The sequence below is a fragment of the Streptomyces griseiscabiei genome (assembly GCF_020010925.1).
Classification (GTDB): Bacteria; Actinomycetota; Actinomycetes; order Streptomycetales; family Streptomycetaceae; genus Streptomyces; species Streptomyces griseiscabiei.
Genome location: NZ_JAGJBZ010000001.1, coordinates 1,012,173 through 1,029,072, shown reverse-complemented (window position 1 = coordinate 1,029,072; position 16,900 = coordinate 1,012,173). Strand labels below are relative to the sequence as shown.

Genomic DNA, 16,900 nt, shown 5'->3' with positions numbered 1-16,900 from the left:
GGTGCGCGGGCGGAACCCCTACGCGGCGTCGTTCAGCAGGCGCCCCAGGTGCTCCCGGCCCGCCGCGAGCAGTTCCGGCAGCGGCGTGGCCTCCTCGTACCACCGCTTCTCGTACTCCCAGCAGAGCCAGCCGTCCCAGTCCTTGCGGGAGAGGAGTTCGACGCACTCGCCGAGCGGGAGGACGCCCGCGCCGAGCGCGAGCGGGGTGGTGTCCTCGGGGGAGGCGATGTCCTTGACCTGGACGTAGCCGAGGAAGGGGGAGAGGGCGGCGTAGGAATCGGCGGGCTGTTCGCCGCCGAGCCAGGTGTGCATCACGTCCCAGAGCGAGCCGACACTGCCGTGGCCGACCGGACCGAGGACACGGATCGCGTCGGCGCCGGTGCGGTGCGAGTCATGGGTCTCCAGCAGCACGCGTACGCCCCGGTCGGCCGCGTCCTCCGCCGCCGTGCCGAGCCGCCGGGCGGCGATCGCGTCGGCCTCCTCCCGGCTCTGGCCGCCGTCCAGATCGGCACCGGGGAAGACGCGGATGTAGGGCGCCCCCAGATCCCGTGCCAGGTCGAGCAGCCGGCGGATCTCGTCGAGCACGGGGCCGTCCTCGCCCGGCGCGGCGACCCGCGCGTACCCGGCGAGGCCGAGGATCTCGACGCCCGCCGCCTTGAACTCGGCCGCCACGGCGGCCCGTTCGTCCGCCCCGATACCGGGATGCACCGGCTCCTCGGGATGGGCGCGCAGTTCCACGCCGTGGTAGCCGTGGGTGACGGCGAGCTGGAGGACATCGGTGACGGGGAGGCCGGGGACGCCGAGGGTGGAGAACGCGAGTTTCATGCCTTCGGACCGTACACGTCACACGTCACCCGGTCATGTGCTGTCCCGGCTGCCTGCCTGCCTGCCTGCCTGTCCTGCCTGTCCTGCCTGTCCTGCCTGTCCCGGCTGTCCCGGCTGCCCTTCGGACGCGGGGGAGGCGGCTTCCCCGTGCCCCGGGGCCGCCGGCAGCTCCAGCCGCCAGTCCTGGCCCACCAGGTCCACGCCGAACGAGCGGTGGGGCTTCTCGGCGACGAGCGTGAAGCCGTGGCGCCGGTAGATCCGGCGGGCGGCGGCGAGACAGTCGTTGGTCCACAGGACGACCTCGCGGTAGCCGGTCTCGCGGGCGAAGTCCACGACGGCCCCGACCAGGCGGTCCCCGATACGCAGCCCCCGCGCCTCCGGTTCGACGAGCAGCAGCCGCAGCCGCGCGGCCCCGGGCGACTCGTCCCGTACGCACATCACGCACCCCACCGGCCGCCCGTCCACCTCGGCGATCCACAGCCGCTCCCGCTCCGGGTCCCGCTGCTCGGCGTAGTCCGCGACGATCCGCGCCACCAGCGTCTCGTAGTCCGCGTCGAACCCGTACTCCGCCGCGTACAGCGCCGCGTTGCGCTGCACGATCCAGCCCAGGTCGCCGGGGAGCGGCCCGCGCAGCCGTACGTCGTCGGGGTCCGGCGTGCGGCGGCGGTCGCCGAGGATCGCGCGGATGTCGCCCATCGCCTCGGTCAGCCGGGGCCGGTCGGCGGGCGGCACGGTCGACAGCAGGGAGCCCACCGCCTCGTCGGACCGCTCCCCGAGCAGCGCGGCCGTCTCCCGGCCGCGCGCGGTGAGCGTCACCCGCTGCCGCCGGGGATCGCGCGCCGACCGCGCCCGCTCGACCAGCCCGTCCTTCTCGAACTTCGCCAGCAGCCGGCTCAGATACCCCGAGTCCAGCGACAGCTCGGCCCGCAGCTCCGCCGCCTCCGCCCGCGCGGTGTGCGCCAGCTCCCACAGCACGCGCGCCTCGGTGAGCGTGTAGGGGGCGTACACCTGGCGGCCGTAGTCCAGCGCGCCGATCACGTTCGTGTAGAAGCGGTTGAACGCGCGGATGTCGTGCACGGTCATCACCGATCGCCCCCTTGTGGCCGCCCCGCCGTCCGTTCATCTCTGACTCAGTCAGGAGAATAGCTGACTGAGTCAGAGGAGTCGATGGGGTGGGCGTGAGCGCACGGGAAAAGAGCCCGGCGGCGTTCAACGGTCCCGGCGTCGGAGGCGGTGGCTGGTGTCGCACCACGGATAGATCCCGCTGCGGCGGCAGGTGCACAGCGCGACGCGGAAGCGGTCCGACGACACGGTGGTGCCGTCCTCCAGCGTGACCTCGACCGGGCCCTCGACCAGGAGGGGACCGGGGCGCTGGAGGGTGATGCGGCAGGGTTCGGCGGGGGCGTTCGGCATGGCGATCACCGGCTCCTCACTTCTCGTCTCGCGGGCGCGTCACACCGGCGTCCGGAGCGACGACCGACCCGCCCGCCACGCTCCGAGGAGACGGTCGGCGAGGGCGTCCTCCAGATGGTTGGTGGCGTCGACGCCGAAGGCCACGTCGGCGTCCAGCTGCGGTTCCTCCTCCAGCAGCCCGGCGACGACCTCCCGCCGCACGACCTGCTCGTGTACGGCGTCGGCCTCGACGTGCTCGTCGTAGAAGTGCTCGGCGGCGGCGCCCGCCCCGGTCCGCCGCATCGCGCGGGCGAGCCGCCGGGAGCCGGGGGAGGAGGTGATCTCGACGGTCGCGAAGTGGCCGACCAGGGCGCCGCGCAGGGCCCGGTGCAGCCCGAAGAGGGACATCAGGTTCACCAGGGCGAGCGCCTCGGCCCCGGCGGAGTCCACATAGCGGCCGTACGCCGGGTCGAGCCCCAGGTCGGTCATCAGGTCGGCGAAGAGGCGGGCGTGCACCCGCTCGGCCCGGCCCCCGCCGAACTCGTCGAACTCCACCGCGGCCATCCCCGCCTTCGCCCGCCCCCACAGCCGGGGCAGCACGAACGCGTGCGGGTCGGCCTCCTTGAGGTGGTAGAGCGAGCGCAGCGCCGCGTACTCCCGCACCTGCCACAGCTCGCCCCGGTCCTGGAGGAAGTCACCGACCCCGCCCGCGTCGCCGTCCGCCGGTTCCACGAGCAGTTCGTCCAGTGCCTCCCGGGCGCTCGTGTGCCGGGTGGCCCGGTCGCGCAGGCTTTCGAGGAACGGCCACTCCAGGGCCGCCCGGCAGCGCAGCAGCTCGGGGTCCCATTCGAGGTCGGCGTCGACGTCGGCGAAGCCGCGGTAGTGCAGCTCGTAGCAGAGGTAGAGGGCGAGCTGAAGATCCTCGCCGAAGGGGTCGGCGCCCGCGATCACCCGGTTGTCCGGCGGCGCCCCCGCCCTCCGCAGACACCCCACGACGGCAGCCGACACCCGCCCCCTGCTCTCCGGCAGCGCCGGCCCCACGACCTGGCTCTCCATACCGACCGGGTACCCCGGCCACCCGACTCATGCGGACGCGATCGACGGCGCCGACGTGGAGGGAGGCCCCGGCCCCTCGGCCCCCGCCCACGCCCACGCCGGGCGGGCCCCACTCACGCCGAAGGGGGCTCCCTGCTCCAGGGAGCCCCCTTCCGCAGCGCGACCTCACATACCGTCGCGCCGCACCGACCGCTGCGTCTCCTGGACGCGCTCCTCCGCCTTGCCCTTCATCTTCTTGGCCTCGCCGCGCGCCTGCTGCATCTTGCCCTCGGCCTGCTGCTCACGGTCGCCGGTGACCTTGCCGGTCATCTCCTTGGCCTTGCCCTTGATCTTGTCCATGCTGCCCTTGTCCTTGGCGGCCATGGTTACTCCTTGGTGGGGGGTGAAGTGCCTTGCCCGCCCAACGTACGGCGGACCGGTGACCCTCGCGCGCCGAACGATCACGCTCGGTGAGAACCCCGCAGAGCCCGCCCGACCCTCGCCCCCAGCCCCCGGAACCGGTGCCCCCGGAACCACCGACACCCCTGCGAAGTCCGCTGAACCATGGAGCACTTCTTCTACGGCGTCCTCTTCCTGACCCTCACCCTCGCGCCGTTCGCCACCCCGCCGGTCGTCCTCGCCACGGCCGTGGCACTGACCCTGCGCGCGCGAAGACGGTGGTCGGGCGGGCGGCGGCGTGGGCTGCCGGACGCCGGCTCCTGCGCGCTGCTCGCGCTCGGCGGCGGGGCGGCGGCGCTCGGCGCGTACGCGTACGGCGTGATGACCGGCTTCTACATCCTGGACCCGGAGCAGATGTGCGCCGCCGCCGGCGCCCCCGGAGAGTACGTGGTGACCCGGATGACCCTGCCGGTCAGCGTGCGGTGCGTCACGGAGGAGGGCGCGGGAACCGAGCTGGTCCCCGCCTGGGTGAACCCGACCGTTCTGGGAGGCATCGCACTGTGCGTACTCACCCTGGGCGCGACCGCGTCCCAAGGCCTCCGCGGCTCCCGGCCCCGACCGGCACCGGCCCCGACCGAAGCCCGGACCCCCGAACCCCGGACCCCCGACACCCCCTGAGCCGACCGACCCCCGCGCGCCCCGGCCGCTCCGCCCTACGCCTCCCGAGGCCCCCCACTGGACCCCCGCACCATCAACTCCCCCCGCACCGTGGCGATCCCCCCGTGCGGCGGCTCCTCGCGGCCCATCGCGATGCGGCCGGCCCGGGCCCCCGCCTCGGACAGCGGCAGCCGTACGGTCGTCAGCGCGGGTACCGCGTCGATGCTGAAGGGCAGGTCGTCGAACCCGGCCACGGACACGTCGTCGGGAATCCGCAGCCCGGAGTCACGGAGGGCCGCGCACGCCCCCAGCGCGACGGTGTCGTTGGCGGCGACCACGGCCGTCAGCGACGGGTCCCGGCGCAGCAGCTCCAGCGTGGCCTCGTACCCGGAGAGCCGGTCGTAGCGGCCGTACACGGTCCAGCGGGGGTCGTCCTCGACGCCGGCCGCCGCCAGGGCCGCGCGATGGCCCTCCAGCCGGTGCCGGGTGGTCGTCCGCTCCTGCGGGCCGGCGATGTAGCCGAGCCGCCGGTGCCCGAGTCCGATCAGATGCTCGGTGAGCAGCTGCCCGCCGCCCCGGTTGTCGAAGGTGATCGCGATGGCCTCCGGCGTCGGCGGGCGCCCGCAGAGCACCACGCGCGTCCCGGCCTCCGCCAGCTTGCGCAGCTTGTTGCCGACGGCGGTCAGATGCGCCGGGTCCTCGATGGCCCCACCGGTCAGCACGACGGCGGCGGCCCGCTGCCGCTGCAGCAGCGTGAGATACGTCAGCTCGCGCTCCGGGGAGCCGCCCGTGTTGCACACCACACCCAGCCGCTCCCCGCCCGCGCGGCCGCCCGGCCCGCCGATCTCGGACTGGATGGCCGCGGCCATGATCCCGAAGAAGGGGTCGGCGATGTCGTTCACCAGGATGCCGACGAGGTCGGAGGTGGCGGCGGCGAGCGCGCTGGCGGGGCCGTTGAGGACGTAGTCCAGCTCGTCCACGGCCTTCAGCACCCGCTCGCGCGTGGACGCGGCCACCGGGTAGTTCCCGTTGAGCACCCGGGAGACGGTCGCGGGCGACACCTGCGCGCGGGCCGCCACGTCCGCCAGGGTCACAGTCATCGTTTTCTCGTCCTCCGGGTGCGCGTCTCGTTCGGGCTGTCGGGGAACCATACGACCGCGACCACTGTTCGCCCCCTCGAACAGCTCGCCGTTCGCCCCCTCGAACAACTCGACCCCCGCGCGGTCTTGTCCAGACCGCTGCTCAGAGGCTAGCTTCTCATCAGATAGAAAGCGCTTGCTGGGACGCTCACCTTTCGTCGGGCGTACGCGGCGCCGGACGCGTACGCGAAAAACGAACGCACCCCGAACGCATACCAACGAAAGGAACGGCCGTGACGCGCAGAACCGTACGGATCGCCATGAACGGCGTGACCGGGCGCATGGGCTACCGCCAGCACCTGGTCCGCTCGATCCTCGCCATCCGCGAGCAGGGCGGTCTCGACCTCGGTGACGGCACCGTGCTGTGGCCGGAGCCGATCCTCGTCGGCCGCCGCGAGCACGCGCTGAAGGCCCTCGCCGAGCAGCACGGACTGGACCCGGCGAACGTCTCCACCGACGTCGACGCGGTCCTCGCGGACCCGACCGTCGAGATCTACTTCGACGCCCAGGTCACCTCGGCCCGCGAGGAGGCGATCAAGAAGGCGATCGCGGCGGGCAAGCACATCTACACCGAGAAGCCGACCGCGACGGGCCTCGACGGCGCCCTGGAGCTGGCCCGTCTCGCGAACGCCGCCGGCATCAAGCACGGCGTCGTCCAGGACAAGCTGTTCCTCCCGGGTCTGCTGAAGCTCAAGCGCCTCATCGACGGCGGCTTCTTCGGCCGCATCCTCTCCATCCGGGGCGAGTTCGGCTACTGGGTCTTCGAGGGCGACTGGCAGGAGGCCCAGCGCCCGTCCTGGAACTACCGCGCTGAGGACGGCGGTGGCATCGTTGTCGACATGTTCCCGCACTGGGAGTACGTGCTGCACGAGCTGTTCGGCCGCGTGAAGTCCGTCCAGGCGCTCACCGCCACGCACATCCCGCAGCGCTGGGACGAGCAGGACAAGCCCTACGACGCCACCGCCGACGACGCCGCGTACGGCGTCTTCGAGCTGGACGGCGGCGCCATCGCCCAGATCAACTCCTCCTGGACCGTCCGCGTCAACCGCGACGAACTGGTCGAGTTCCAGGTCGACGGCACCGAGGGCTCGGCGGTCGCCGGTCTGCGCAACTGCCGCGTCCAGCACCGCTCCGCCACCCCCAAGCCGGTGTGGAACCCCGACATCCCCGCCACCTACTCCTTCCGCGACCAGTGGCAGGAGGTGCCGGACAACGCCGAGTTCGACAACGGCTTCAAGGCGCAGTGGGAGCTGTTCTTCAAGCACGTCTACGCCGACGCGCCCTACCACTGGGACCTGCTGGCCGGCGCGCGCGGCGTCCAGCTCGCCGAACTGGGCCTGAAGTCGTCGGCCGAGGGTGTCCGTCTCGACGTTCCGGAGATCCAGCTGTGACGAACGGGATCATTCAACTCCCTGACGCAGGGGGGCGGTTGCGGGCCTACACCCCGCGCACCGAGCCCCTGGCCGTGTCGGCGGGCACCGCCCTCACCTCCCGTACGGTCTTCTCGGCGGCGCATGTCGTCGCGGACCCCTTCGCGGACGTCTCCCCGGACTCCCCGGCGGCCGTCGACTGGGACGCCACCCTCGCCTTCCGCCGCCACCTGTGGTCGCACGGCCTGGGTGTCGCCGAGGCGATGGACACCGCGCAGCGCGGCATGGGTCTCGACTGGGCGGGCGCGGCGGAGCTGATCCGCCGCAGCGCGGCCGAGGCGAAGTCGGTCGGCGGCCTCATCGCCTGCGGCGTCGGCACCGACCAGCTCACCGACCCGGCGTCGGCCTCCCTCGCGGAGATCCGCAAGGCGTACGAGGAGCAGCTGGCGCTCGTCGAGGAGTCGGGCGCCCAGGCGATCCTGATGGCCTCGCGCGCGCTGGCGGCGGCGGCCCAGGGCCCCGAGGACTACCTGGAGATCTACGGCCACCTGCTCCGCCAGGCCGCCGAACCGGTCGTCCTGCACTGGCTCGGCCCGATGTTCGACCCGGCCCTCGACGGCTACTGGGGCTCCTCGGACCTCGACGCGGCCACCGAGACCTTCCTCGCCGTGATCGCCGCCCACCCCGACAAGGTCGACGGCATCAAGGTCTCCCTGCTGGACGCCCAGCGCGAGATCGACATCCGCCGCCGCCTCCCGCAGGGCGTGCGCTGCTACACGGGCGACGACTTCAACTACCCCGAGCTGATCGCGGGCGACGAGAAGGGCTTCAGCCACGCCCTCCTCGGCATCTTCGACCCGCTGGGCCCCCTGGCGGCGGAGGCGGTCCGCGTCCTGGACACGGGTGACGTGAAGGGCTTCCGTGCCCTCCTGGACCCGACCGTCGAACTCTCCCGCCACCTCTTCCAGACGCCCACCCGCTTCTACAAGACGGGTGTCGTCTTCCTGGCGTGGCTGGCCGGACACCAGTCGCACTTCACGATGGTCGGCGGCCTCCAGTCGGCCCGCTCCCTCCCGCACTTCGCCCGCGCCTACGAACTCGCCGACGGCCTGGGCCTGTTCCCGGACCCGGCGCTGGCGGAGACCCGGATGAAGAACCTGCTCTCGCTGTACGGGGTGGCCCAGTGAGCACGACGGACACCGCTCCCGCGGGACTTGAGCGTTTCTCCATCAACCAGATGACGGTCAAGCAGCTGTCGATCCCCGAACTGATCGACGGCTGCGTGGAGTTGGGCATCACGGGCGTGGGCCTGTGGCGCGAGCCGGTCGCGGCGCACGGCCTGGAGGCCACGGCCAAGGCGGTCCGCGACGCGGGCCTCGCGGTCACCACCCTCTGCCGGGGCGGCTTCTTCACGGCGATCGACCCGGCCGAGCGGGCGGCGGCACTGGCCGACAACCGCAAGGCGATCGACGAGGCGGCGACGCTCGGCACGGACACACTGGTCCTGGTCTCCGGCGGCCTGCCGCAGGGCTCGAAGGACCTGTACGCCGCCCGTGAGCGCATCGCGGACGCGCTGGCCGAACTGGGCCCGTACGCGGCGGCGAACGGCGTCCGCCTGGCCATCGAGCCCCTCCACCCCATGTTCGCCTCGGACCGCTGTGTGGTCTCGACGCTCTCCCAGGCGCTCGACATCGCGGAACGCTTCCCGGCGGACCAGGTGGGCGTCACCGTGGACACCTACCACATCTGGTGGGACGACACGGCCCCGGCGGCGATCGCCCGCGCGGGTGCCTCCGGCCGCATCCACACCTTCCAACTCGCCGACTGGATCACCCCGTTGCCCCAGGGCGTCCTGACCGGCCGGGGCCAGATCGGCGACGGCGCGATCGACATGCGCGAGTGGAAGTCCTACGTCGAGGCGGCCGGCTACACCGGCCCCATTGAGGTGGAACTGTTCAACGACGAGCTGTGGGCGGGCGACGGGCGCGAGCTGCTCGCACAGACGGCCCGGCGGTTCGTGGAGCACGCGGCGTGACCCCGGGCGGCGGGCCGGGTGTCAGGTCGGCACCCGGCTCGCCGCCAACTGAAGTGGGCGTATACGTCGCGTATACTTGACTCATGTCCGACGTCATGATCCGTGTGCCCGCCGAAGTCCGTGACCAGCTCGCCGCCGTGGCCGAGGCCCGGGGGACGAGCCTTCGTGCTCTCATGCAGGACATAGCTGCTCAGACACTGACACCCGAGCAGATCAAGGAACGCGCCGATCGCACGCGGGCCGTGCTCGCCGAACGCTTCGGGCACGAGGTGTCCGAGGAGGAGTCGGCGGAGATGCGGCGCAAGATGCGGGAGGCCACGGCTGCCCACAGGGCCGCCCTCGCGCAGGTGGAGCCGTCCCCGTGAGCCAGACCGAGCACTATGTTCTCGACGCACCCACCCTCGTGGCGCTGGGAGGCGACAAGCAGGTCTCCGGCCTCATCCACGCCGCGGCGGCGAGCGACGACGTCCGACTGTGGGTGCCTGTCCTGTGTCTGCTGGAGGCCGAGCGCCGTCGTGCGGGCATGGTCGACCATGTGGGTGTCCTGGTGGACGTACTGTCCATGATCGACGACGACTACGCCATGGCCCTGACGGTTGCCGAGCTCGGGCGAGCGGGTGTCGCCCAGGACGCCTCGGCCGCCGTCCACGCCGCGAGGCCCAACCAGACCCTTCCGGCAGGGGCGTTGATCGCCACGGTGGAACCAGGTGTGTACGAGGGACTCGGAATCGGGGTCATGGACCTGAGACGCTGACCGGCGGGGCGGGGCCGCGTCTCGTGCGTGGGCGGTCCCGGCCCGGCCCTCGGGTCAGACCTGCCTGACCTCGACCTGCTTGCCGCAGAGCGGCTTGAGGTCGTCGAGGTCGGAGGTGAGGACGGTCACCGGCGGCTGCGCCGCGCGGGCGGTGGCGGCGACGATCGCGTCCAGGGCGTACTTGTGCCCGCCGGTCCTGCCGCTGTCCTTCATGTGGGCGACAGCCTCTTTGGCGGTGTCCTTGGTGACCGGCTCCACCACAAGGCGGGAGAGGGCCCAGGCGAGGCGGGCGGTGTGCGCCCCCTGGGGGTCGGCCTTCACGACCGTGGCCGCGCTGGTGATCACCCTGACGTCCCGTTTGCTTGCGACGGCGAGCCTCGCGGTCATTGCGCGGTCGCCACGCAGGTACAGGCACAGAGCCTCACTGTCGAGAACCCAGGTGCCGCTCACGCCACCGCCCGGCCATCCTGGTTGTCGCCGAACATCTCATGCTCGGCCGCGTCGATCTCCTCCTGGGTGAGGGGGCCGTGCAGCTCCTCGTTCGCGGCGATGAGTTCGTCGAGCTGGTCCCGCTCGATCTGCCGTCGCACAGCGGCCTCCACATAGGCGGAGATGCCGCGCTTGCCGACGCGTGAACGGACGGCCGCGATGGTGCCCTCGTGCACGGAAACCGAGACGGACTTGGTCGGACCCTCGCCGGGCCCGTAGGCAGGTTCATTCACCCGCTCAATCTAACAAAACTTCTATTAGAGTGTTTTGTCGCGTAGCGCGGGAGTCCGCAGCGGTGCCGATCCGCAAGACCGACCACTTCTACCCCGCCTCCCCCACGGCCCCGGCCCGCTCCCGGTACTCCGTCGGAGACACCCCGTACGCCCCCCGGAACGCCCGCGTGAAGTCGGACGCGCGGACCAGGCCCCAGCGGGCGGCGATGGTGTGGATGGGGGTGGTGGAGAGGCCGGGGTCCGCCAGGTCGCGGCGGGCGCCGGCGAGACGCTGGGCCCGGATCCAGGCCGCGACCGTCTCGCCCGGGGTGTCCTCCTGGAACAGCCGGTGCAGATAGCTCAGCGAGATGTGGTGCGCCGCCGCTATCACCGGCGGTGTCAGCTCCGGGTCGTGCAGGTTCTGCCGGACGAACGCCCGTATCCGCGTCGTCAGCGCCCGCTCCCGCGTCTCCGGCGGCAGCGCGTCCTCCGCCTCCAGCACCTGCGCGAACCACGCGGCCAGCAGGTCGATCAGTACGGTGCCCAACCGGGGCGCGTCGGACGGCTGAAGGGTGTCGGCCTGCTGCTCCAGGCCCGTGAGGAACCCCGTCAGCAGCGCCCCCACCCCCTCCCGCCCCGACAGCCGCCGCCCCAGCAACTGCCCGATCCGGGCGGGCGGCAGCGGCAGCAGCGCCTTCGGGAAGTCCACGCCGACCCCGGTGATCACCTGACGCCCCAGACCGTCCGGCGGGCACACGTCGTACGGCCGTGACGTGTCGCTCAGCCACAGATCGCTCGGGCCGTACACCTCGGCCCGCCCCACATGCTCGAACCCCAGCCCGCCCCCGAGCACCAGCGACAGGTGGTACATCTCCGGGTCGGACTGCCGCACCAGCCTCTCGGTACGCCGGAACCCCGTCGGCAGATGCGCGGTCGGCCATACCAGCACCGGGCCCAGCGCCAGCAGCCGCTGCCGCGCCCAGAAGTCGCCGGCGAACTCGCTGTGCATCTCGCTGGGCGCGATCGCCTGGTGCGTCAAGTCCCGCCAGAAGTCGAACCGGTGCTCCACGGGCACGTCGTCGCTCTGGAACACGGTTCCGATCATGGCGGGTTCAGCCCCGGGCGACGGCCGCGTACGGGACGAAGTCGGCCCAGGCGGTGGGGGAGAGGGTGAGCTGGGGGCCGGGGGTGTTCTTGGAGTCGCGGATGTGGATGGTGTGGGGGAGGGCTACGGCCACTTCGACGCAGTCGTCGCCGTCACCGCCGCTGTAGCTCGACTTGTGCCAGGATTGAGCGATCTCGATGCAGTCGTCGCCGTCGCCGCTGCTGTAGCTGCTTTTGAACCAGGAGAGGGCCACTTCGACGCAGTCTCCGGAGCCGCCGCTGCTGTAGCTGCTCTTGAACCAGGTCAGTTCGGTGGTGCTCATAGGTCCCCTCGCATCCGCTGCAACAGGCTCTTGGAGTCTGTGAGAGTGAGAGCCTGTGAGCGCATCCTGGCATACCGCATCTGAAGCATGCTGACCACTTTGCGGTCAGGGATGAACTGGGCGCTTTCCTGCCCCTCGCAGTAGGCGAGGTGGCGGTTTTCGGGTGTCTCCAGCAACTGCATGGGGCCATCGAGCCCGGAGTGGGTTTCCTGCCTCTGGGGCATGATCTGAATCTCGACATTCCGCAGCTCGCCGAGGTTCAGCACATGGCCGATGAGTTCGCGAGTGATCTCCGCCCCGCCTGTGCCACGCAGGAACAGCCCCTCCTCCAGGATGAACCCGAACGCGGTGTTCGGCCGCTCCCTGAGAAGTTGTTGCCGCTCGGACCGTGCTTCCCACTGGGCCTCGATCTGGTCGTCGCCCAACGGCGGCAGCTGGTTCTTGAACAGGGTTCGGGCGTATGCCTCGGTCTGTAGAAGCCCAGGAATCAGACGGCACTCGTACGTGTAGAGCACGATCGCCTCCGCCTCCAGCTTGGCCCATTTCCTGAACCAAGCCGCCAACCCCGGCTGCCTCCCCAAATGCTGAGCCGCCTTGATCAGCGCACCGGTATCGCCCAGGGCCCGATCCACCCCCTCCACGAACGCCTGATCCGGCATCCGCCTCCCCAGCTCCACCGAGGCCACCATGTGCTTGCAGTAACCGATGACCTCGGCCAACTCCTCCCGGCTCAGCCCCGCGTGCTCGCGCAGCGCCTGGACCATCGCCCCGAACGTCCGCAGGCTGTCGGACGACTCCGGCTCGCCGCCCCCGCCCAGCCCCACCACGCCGCCGCTGTCGGCCCCCATCGGCCACCTCCCGCGCACCCGCCCGCCGAACCACACCGTTCCAACACCCATGGTTACGTGTTGTCACCAGTACCGTCCAGTACGTAACCGTGTACGCTCGCGCAGCGTACGCGGCGCGGAGCTGGTGAACAGGGCTTTCCGCAGGTCACCTTGGTGACATGACCGCACCGCCCGCCTCGCAACACCCCGTCACCGTGCTCGCGTTCACCCAGCGGTTCAGCTCGACACCGCTGGGTGCGCGCCTCGCCAGACACCTGGCCCTGCGCCGGCTGCACGCCTGGGGCATCCGGTACGGCTCGGAGGCGTCCGACAGGGCGGCCGTGGTCGTCGCCGAGCTGGCGGCGAACGCGGTGACGCACGGCCGGGTCCCGGGCCGGGACTTCGAGCTGCGCCTCTCCCTGCCCACGGGCTCCCTCCGCATCGAGGTCACCGACACCCGCGCCGAACGCCTGCCGCCCGGCCCCGGCACCGTACGCCCGGCCCGGCCCCTGGACGAGAACGGGCGCGGCCTGGTCCTCGTCGACGCCCTCGCCGACCGCTGGGAGATCCTGGACCGCCGACCGCCCGGCAAGACCGTACTCGTGGAGATCGACCTGCCGGGCTGGCGCTCACTGATGAGACGCCTCCCCGACCGCAGGCCGCCGAAGAGGCGCGGCCGGGGGTTCTAGGGGAAGGTGGGGCCGAAGATCTGGAGGGCCCCGTTGTGCAGCCGCACCTGCGCGGGCCTCAGCACATCGGCGTTCTTCCACGCGATCGGAAGCGTCGCCTGCTGCGCGAACGCGTCGGCGGTGGGCAGGTGGTCGAGAGCCTCGTCGGCGTCCCAGTCCTCCAGTGAGTCGAAGGGGAAGGACACCATGCCGGCCAGGAACTTCAGCCCCAGACCGTTCATGGCGGCACGCAGGATGCCGTCGATTCCGTCGGCGACCTTCGCGAGCCAGAGTTCGAACTCGCCGATGACGCCGTCGGTCACCACCCAGTGCTGGATGTTCTGCTGAATCACCTCGTACGTCAGACACGCCTCGCCCTGGGAGTTCTTGCCGAGCGTCGGCTGTATCGCGTACTCGATCCAGGCGTGGCCGCTGATATGGCTGTTCACCGGAACCAGGAGCTGCATGTTCGTGGTGATCCTGTCGTAGTCCACGGAGACCGTGAACTCGGTGGCCACCGGCTGGTAGCTGTTGCCGTCGACGACGAGCTTGTCCATGCGGAACTCCGACGCCGCTGTGAACGCTCCGCTGTCGTTGATGCCTATGTCCACGCCCGGGAAGTGGCGCCGCAGCCCCGGCAGGAGCATCTTGTTCATGAAACGGTCCTTCGAGACGGTGAGTCCGGACCATCTCTCCTGTCCGACGACCATGGCGCCCGGCGCCAGTTCCTGCGGTGCCCTGCCGGGGTCGCGCTTCTCGGTCATGCACAGCACGCCCAGGAAGGAGTCGTCGTCGTTCGTGCCGTTGAAGTAGGCGTAGTCCGTGTGGGTGGGCAGGAGCCAGGCGAGGTTTCCCATCGATTCGGCCGAGTTGATGTCGATGGCGGTGAAGACGTGCTCGAACGCGGCCAGATGGGTCGGATCGTTGAGCCATTGGTCGAGCAGCTGCGTCAGGGTCATGACCAGCCAATCATGTTCACCCGGCTCCAGGCCTCCGGCGGGCGGGGAGACGAACTCCAGATGGGTGATCACGGCGAGCGGCTTCTCGGTGTCCGGCTGGGTGTCGACCCTCAGGTTCCGCTCCGGGTCGAAGGCCAGGTCGACCTCGACCGTGGCCGTACCGCCCCTGATGCCGTAGACCGTCTCGTCTCCGCGGTTCCCCACCCCCAGGTCCGCGCCGAACGGGATCCTCATGACGACCTCACCGCCGCCGGTGCCGCCGGTGGCGAGGGTCCATGGGTCGAACTGCCCGTTGAGAACGACCGGGGGGCTGAACTTCGTGCCGGGGACGGTGCCGTCCCACGCGCTCGGTGAGGTGCCGTACTTGGCGATGGCGTTGTTGACGTCCGTCAGCGCGATGACGGAGACGGTGTCCCAGCCGAAGGTGGAGAAATCATCGGTGGGAGGAGTGTCCCCCAGTCGCGCGGACGCCTTCCGCGCGGAGGCCTTCCGCGCGGTCGTGGAGTCGGCGTCCGCGTAGGACAGGTGGAGGCGCTTGCCCCGGGGCACGGCCGGCAGCAGGGCAGAGGTGCCGACCGCCGCCTCCGGCGCGGTGGCGGCCTGCGCGGTGGCGGGGACGGCGAGCGCCGCGGCGGAGCCGAAGGCGGCGCTCAGCGCGCCGCGCCGGGTGAGTGCGGAGCGATCCATGAGGAAGTCCTTTCCCTTGGTCCGGCTACTGGCTGAAGCAGGTTCCGCCGACCTGGAGGCCTCCGTTGATCATGGCCGTGGTGGGGTTGAAGGTCTTGGCGTCGGCCCAGGTGATGGGCCCCGTCACCGCGTTCACCATCTCCGTCATACCGGGCAGGCTCTTGAGCGCGGCCGTGGCGTTGAACAGCGGGATCGACTCGAAGAGCGCCGGCAGACCGGCGACGAGAGCCGATACAACGGCGATGGCGACCTTCACCATCAGGCTCGCACCCCGGGCGAGCATCACGCCGACACCGGCCGTCAGGATGGCGAAGACGATGTCCACCCCGATCTCGATCCCCTCGACCCAGTCCGCGACCGTGTACCAGTGGTCGGAGTCCTGGGTGACGACGTCGAAGGTCAGCGTGGGCTCGCCCTTGTCGTTCTGCGTCATCGACGGCAGTACGCGGTACTTCATGGTGGCGTAGCCGTCGATCCCCGGTGAGATGGGGATGTGGACGTCCATCTCCACCTGCAACGTCTGCCCGAGCACGGAGAAGTCGAAGGACGTCGCCTTCGGGTAGTACGTGAGGCCGCCTCCCTTGACGGGGTCCAGGGAGAAGTCCCCCTTGCTCAGGACCTCGTCGCCCTGCACGACGAAATCGCCGTCGGGGAAACTGTGCTTGAGCGCCGGCATGACCATCTTGTCGATCACACGTTCCATGGAGAGGGTGAACGTGGCCTGCGCCCCGGCGATGATGGCGCCCGGTGCGAGCTCCTGTGCGGCCGTGCCCGGGTCGCGGTTCTCGGTCATGCACAGCACACCGAGGTAGGAGGTGTCGGGGGTCTTGCCGTTGACGTAGGCGTACTCCCGGGTCGTGGGGGTGAGCCAGGCCAACTCGCCCTGTGCCTCGGCGGTGTTCAGATCGACGGTGGCGAACACGTGGTCGAACTTCCCGAGGTTCGCGGTGTCGTTCGCGTCCCTGGAGTTCAGCCACTGCTGGAGCAGGGTCTCCAGGTTCCGGATCACCGCGGCCTTCTCCGCCGAGTCCCGGATGACCGGCGCGGTGAAATTCAGCTTGGTGACCAGCGCGAGCGGCTTGTCGTCGTCGTCATCGCCGTCGTCGTCGCCACCGTCGTCGGGCGACGACTGGAGCTTCAGCTCCTTCACGTTCCTGTCGCTGGATGAGTTGTGGTACTCCAGAGAGACCTCGACGGTCGACGTACCGCCCTGGATGTCGTACGTGGTGGGCTTCTGGGTCGGATCCCCGACGACCAGTGTGGCGGTGAACGGGATCGACATGAGGACGTTGCCGCCGGTGCCGCCGGGCGTCAGGGACCAGGTGTCGAATCCGCCGGTGACCTGGACCTGCTGGCTGAAGGGGGACGCCTCGATCTCGGCGCTCCAGGAGTCGGGCAGGGTGGTGTTGCCGGCGATGGCCCGGTTCACATCCGTCAGCTTGACGGCGGACACCGTGTCCCAGCCCATGGTGTCGTTCGGAAGCACGGTGTCGTCCGTCAGCGAGGCCTGTCGCGCGGACCCCGGCCGCCCGGCCGCCTTCTCGGTGTCCGCCATGGCGACCCGCAGGACCTTGCCCTTCGGGATCTTCGGCATCAGCTGCCCGGCCTCGGCGGCGCCGGCCTTCGCCGGGGCGCTCGCATGGGCCGCCACGGGGACGGCGAGCGCGGCGGTGGTGGCCATGGCGGCGGTCAGCGCGCCACGTCTGGTGAGCGGAGAACGGTCCATTCTGTGCCCTTTCAGAGAACGCCGAGCGCGCGTCCGGTTCCTGGAGCGCCTCCCCGGCCCGATGGCTCGACTGTAGGAAGGGGGACCGGCGAAACGCTGGGCTGTTTCTGTACCGGCGACCGGCATCTGTCTCGTCTGACACAACCGGTCCTGACCTGCGCAAAGGAGTGAGCTGCCAGGGCCGTCGCCGGACTCGGGGCGGCAAACGTTGCCGGTCGTGCGGCAGGCGGCGCGGACCGCCCACGACTCTGACTCATCGTCACATTCCTTTGTTTCTCGTTCGGTTGTGGATTTTTTCG

At 70.8% G+C, this 16,900-nt stretch carries 20 protein-coding genes; 7 read left to right on the top strand and 13 right to left on the bottom strand.

Features of this window, described 5'->3' with window-relative positions; genetic code table 11:
• Positions 1-18: 18 nt before the first annotated feature.
• The 5 genes from J8M51_RS04430 to J8M51_RS04410 form a co-directional block, all read right to left on the bottom strand.
• Positions 19-825 (bottom strand): sugar phosphate isomerase/epimerase family protein, encoded by an 807-nt coding sequence (locus J8M51_RS04430; RefSeq protein ID WP_086763441.1) that lies wholly within the window; start codon positions 823-825, stop codon positions 19-21.
• A 33-nt stretch (positions 826-858) separates the two neighbouring features.
• The gene (locus tag J8M51_RS04425) at positions 859-1,908 is read right to left on the bottom strand and encodes a bifunctional helix-turn-helix transcriptional regulator/GNAT family N-acetyltransferase (protein WP_086763439.1); all 1,050 of its coding nucleotides are present in this window, start codon (positions 1,906-1,908) and stop codon (positions 859-861) included.
• A gap of 126 nt (positions 1,909-2,034) precedes the next feature.
• Positions 2,035-2,238 carry a CDGSH iron-sulfur domain-containing protein gene (locus tag J8M51_RS04420; RefSeq protein ID WP_086763445.1) on the bottom strand — a complete coding sequence of 68 codons (204 nt, stop codon included), beginning with the start codon at positions 2,236-2,238 and terminating at the stop codon, positions 2,035-2,037.
• A gap of 39 nt (positions 2,239-2,277) precedes the next feature.
• Positions 2,278-3,273 (bottom strand): iron-containing redox enzyme family protein, encoded by a 996-nt coding sequence (locus J8M51_RS04415; RefSeq protein ID WP_216591700.1) that lies wholly within the window; start codon positions 3,271-3,273, stop codon positions 2,278-2,280.
• A 165-nt stretch (positions 3,274-3,438) separates the two neighbouring features.
• A complete protein-coding gene (locus J8M51_RS04410) occupies positions 3,439-3,636 on the bottom strand; it encodes a CsbD family protein (RefSeq protein WP_216591701.1) in 198 nt (65 codons plus the stop codon).
• Positions 3,637-3,816: 180 nt separating this feature from the next.
• Between J8M51_RS04410 and J8M51_RS04405 the strand changes: the two genes are divergently transcribed.
• A complete protein-coding gene (locus J8M51_RS04405) occupies positions 3,817-4,329 on the top strand; it encodes a hypothetical protein (protein ID WP_267298974.1) in 513 nt (170 codons plus the stop codon).
• A 35-nt stretch (positions 4,330-4,364) separates the two neighbouring features.
• Here the strand turns inward: J8M51_RS04405 and J8M51_RS04400 are convergent, their stop codons facing one another.
• Positions 4,365-5,408 (bottom strand): LacI family DNA-binding transcriptional regulator, encoded by a 1,044-nt coding sequence (locus tag J8M51_RS04400; protein ID WP_216591727.1) that lies wholly within the window; start codon positions 5,406-5,408, stop codon positions 4,365-4,367.
• Between the two features lie 272 nt (positions 5,409-5,680).
• Here J8M51_RS04400 and J8M51_RS04395 point away from each other — a divergent pair, with 272 nt between their 5' ends.
• The 5 genes from J8M51_RS04395 to J8M51_RS04375 all read left to right on the top strand — a co-directional run bounded on the left by J8M51_RS04395 (position 5,681) and on the right by J8M51_RS04375 (position 9,606).
• Positions 5,681-6,838 carry a Gfo/Idh/MocA family protein gene (locus J8M51_RS04395; protein WP_086762294.1) on the top strand — a complete coding sequence of 386 codons (1,158 nt, stop codon included), beginning with the start codon at positions 5,681-5,683 and terminating at the stop codon, positions 6,836-6,838.
• 8 nt (positions 6,839-6,846) lie between these two features.
• Positions 6,847-8,004, top strand: coding sequence for a dihydrodipicolinate synthase family protein (locus tag J8M51_RS04390; protein ID WP_086762298.1), 1,158 nt, complete (start codon positions 6,847-6,849; stop codon positions 8,002-8,004).
• 50 nt (positions 8,005-8,054) lie between these two features.
• Positions 8,055-8,852, top strand: a complete 798-nt coding sequence (locus J8M51_RS04385) for a sugar phosphate isomerase/epimerase family protein (RefSeq protein WP_086762296.1) — start codon at positions 8,055-8,057, stop codon at positions 8,850-8,852.
• An 83-nt stretch (positions 8,853-8,935) separates the two neighbouring features.
• Complete coding sequence (locus J8M51_RS04380; protein WP_060887480.1) at positions 8,936-9,217, top strand: Arc family DNA-binding protein; 282 nt, start codon at positions 8,936-8,938, stop codon at positions 9,215-9,217.
• Entirely contained in the window at positions 9,214-9,606 is a 393-nt protein-coding gene (locus J8M51_RS04375; protein WP_086762292.1) for a PIN domain-containing protein, read from the top strand. Before J8M51_RS04380 ends, J8M51_RS04375 begins: the two co-directional genes overlap by 4 nt.
• Positions 9,607-9,660: 54 nt before the next feature.
• On the opposite strand, the gene J8M51_RS04370 is transcribed toward J8M51_RS04375, so the two are convergent.
• The 5 genes from J8M51_RS04370 to J8M51_RS04350 form a co-directional block, all read right to left on the bottom strand.
• Complete coding sequence (locus J8M51_RS04370) at positions 9,661-9,993, bottom strand: DNA-binding protein (RefSeq protein WP_256966240.1); 333 nt, start codon at positions 9,991-9,993, stop codon at positions 9,661-9,663.
• 59 nt (positions 9,994-10,052) lie between these two features.
• Positions 10,053-10,328, bottom strand: a complete 276-nt coding sequence (locus J8M51_RS04365) for a hypothetical protein (RefSeq protein ID WP_086762288.1) — start codon at positions 10,326-10,328, stop codon at positions 10,053-10,055.
• Between the two features lie 88 nt (positions 10,329-10,416).
• On the bottom strand, positions 10,417-11,412 hold the full coding sequence (locus J8M51_RS04360) for a helix-turn-helix domain-containing protein (RefSeq protein WP_267298973.1): 996 nt from the start codon (positions 11,410-11,412) through the stop codon (positions 10,417-10,419).
• A 7-nt stretch (positions 11,413-11,419) separates the two neighbouring features.
• Positions 11,420-11,734: a DUF397 domain-containing protein gene (locus J8M51_RS04355; RefSeq protein WP_267298972.1), complete on the bottom strand. Its 315-nt coding sequence runs from the start codon at positions 11,732-11,734 to the stop codon at positions 11,420-11,422.
• Positions 11,731-12,582, bottom strand: coding sequence for a helix-turn-helix domain-containing protein (locus J8M51_RS04350; RefSeq protein WP_086755884.1), 852 nt, complete (start codon positions 12,580-12,582; stop codon positions 11,731-11,733). The genes J8M51_RS04355 and J8M51_RS04350 overlap by 4 nt, the downstream gene beginning before the upstream one ends.
• A gap of 158 nt (positions 12,583-12,740) precedes the next feature.
• Between J8M51_RS04350 and J8M51_RS04345 the strand changes: the two genes are divergently transcribed.
• Positions 12,741-13,250 (top strand): ATP-binding protein, encoded by a 510-nt coding sequence (locus J8M51_RS04345; protein ID WP_086755885.1) that lies wholly within the window; start codon positions 12,741-12,743, stop codon positions 13,248-13,250.
• On the opposite strand, the gene J8M51_RS04340 is transcribed toward J8M51_RS04345, so the two are convergent.
• The gene (locus J8M51_RS04340; RefSeq protein ID WP_267298971.1) at positions 13,247-14,875 is read right to left on the bottom strand and encodes a TULIP family P47-like protein; all 1,629 of its coding nucleotides are present in this window, start codon (positions 14,873-14,875) and stop codon (positions 13,247-13,249) included. The two genes, J8M51_RS04345 and J8M51_RS04340, sit on opposite strands and share 4 nt — an antisense overlap.
• Positions 14,876-14,900: 25 nt before the next feature.
• Entirely contained in the window at positions 14,901-16,601 is a 1,701-nt protein-coding gene (locus J8M51_RS04335; RefSeq protein ID WP_107473801.1) for a TULIP family P47-like protein, read from the bottom strand.
• Positions 16,602-16,900: the final 299 nt, after the last annotated feature.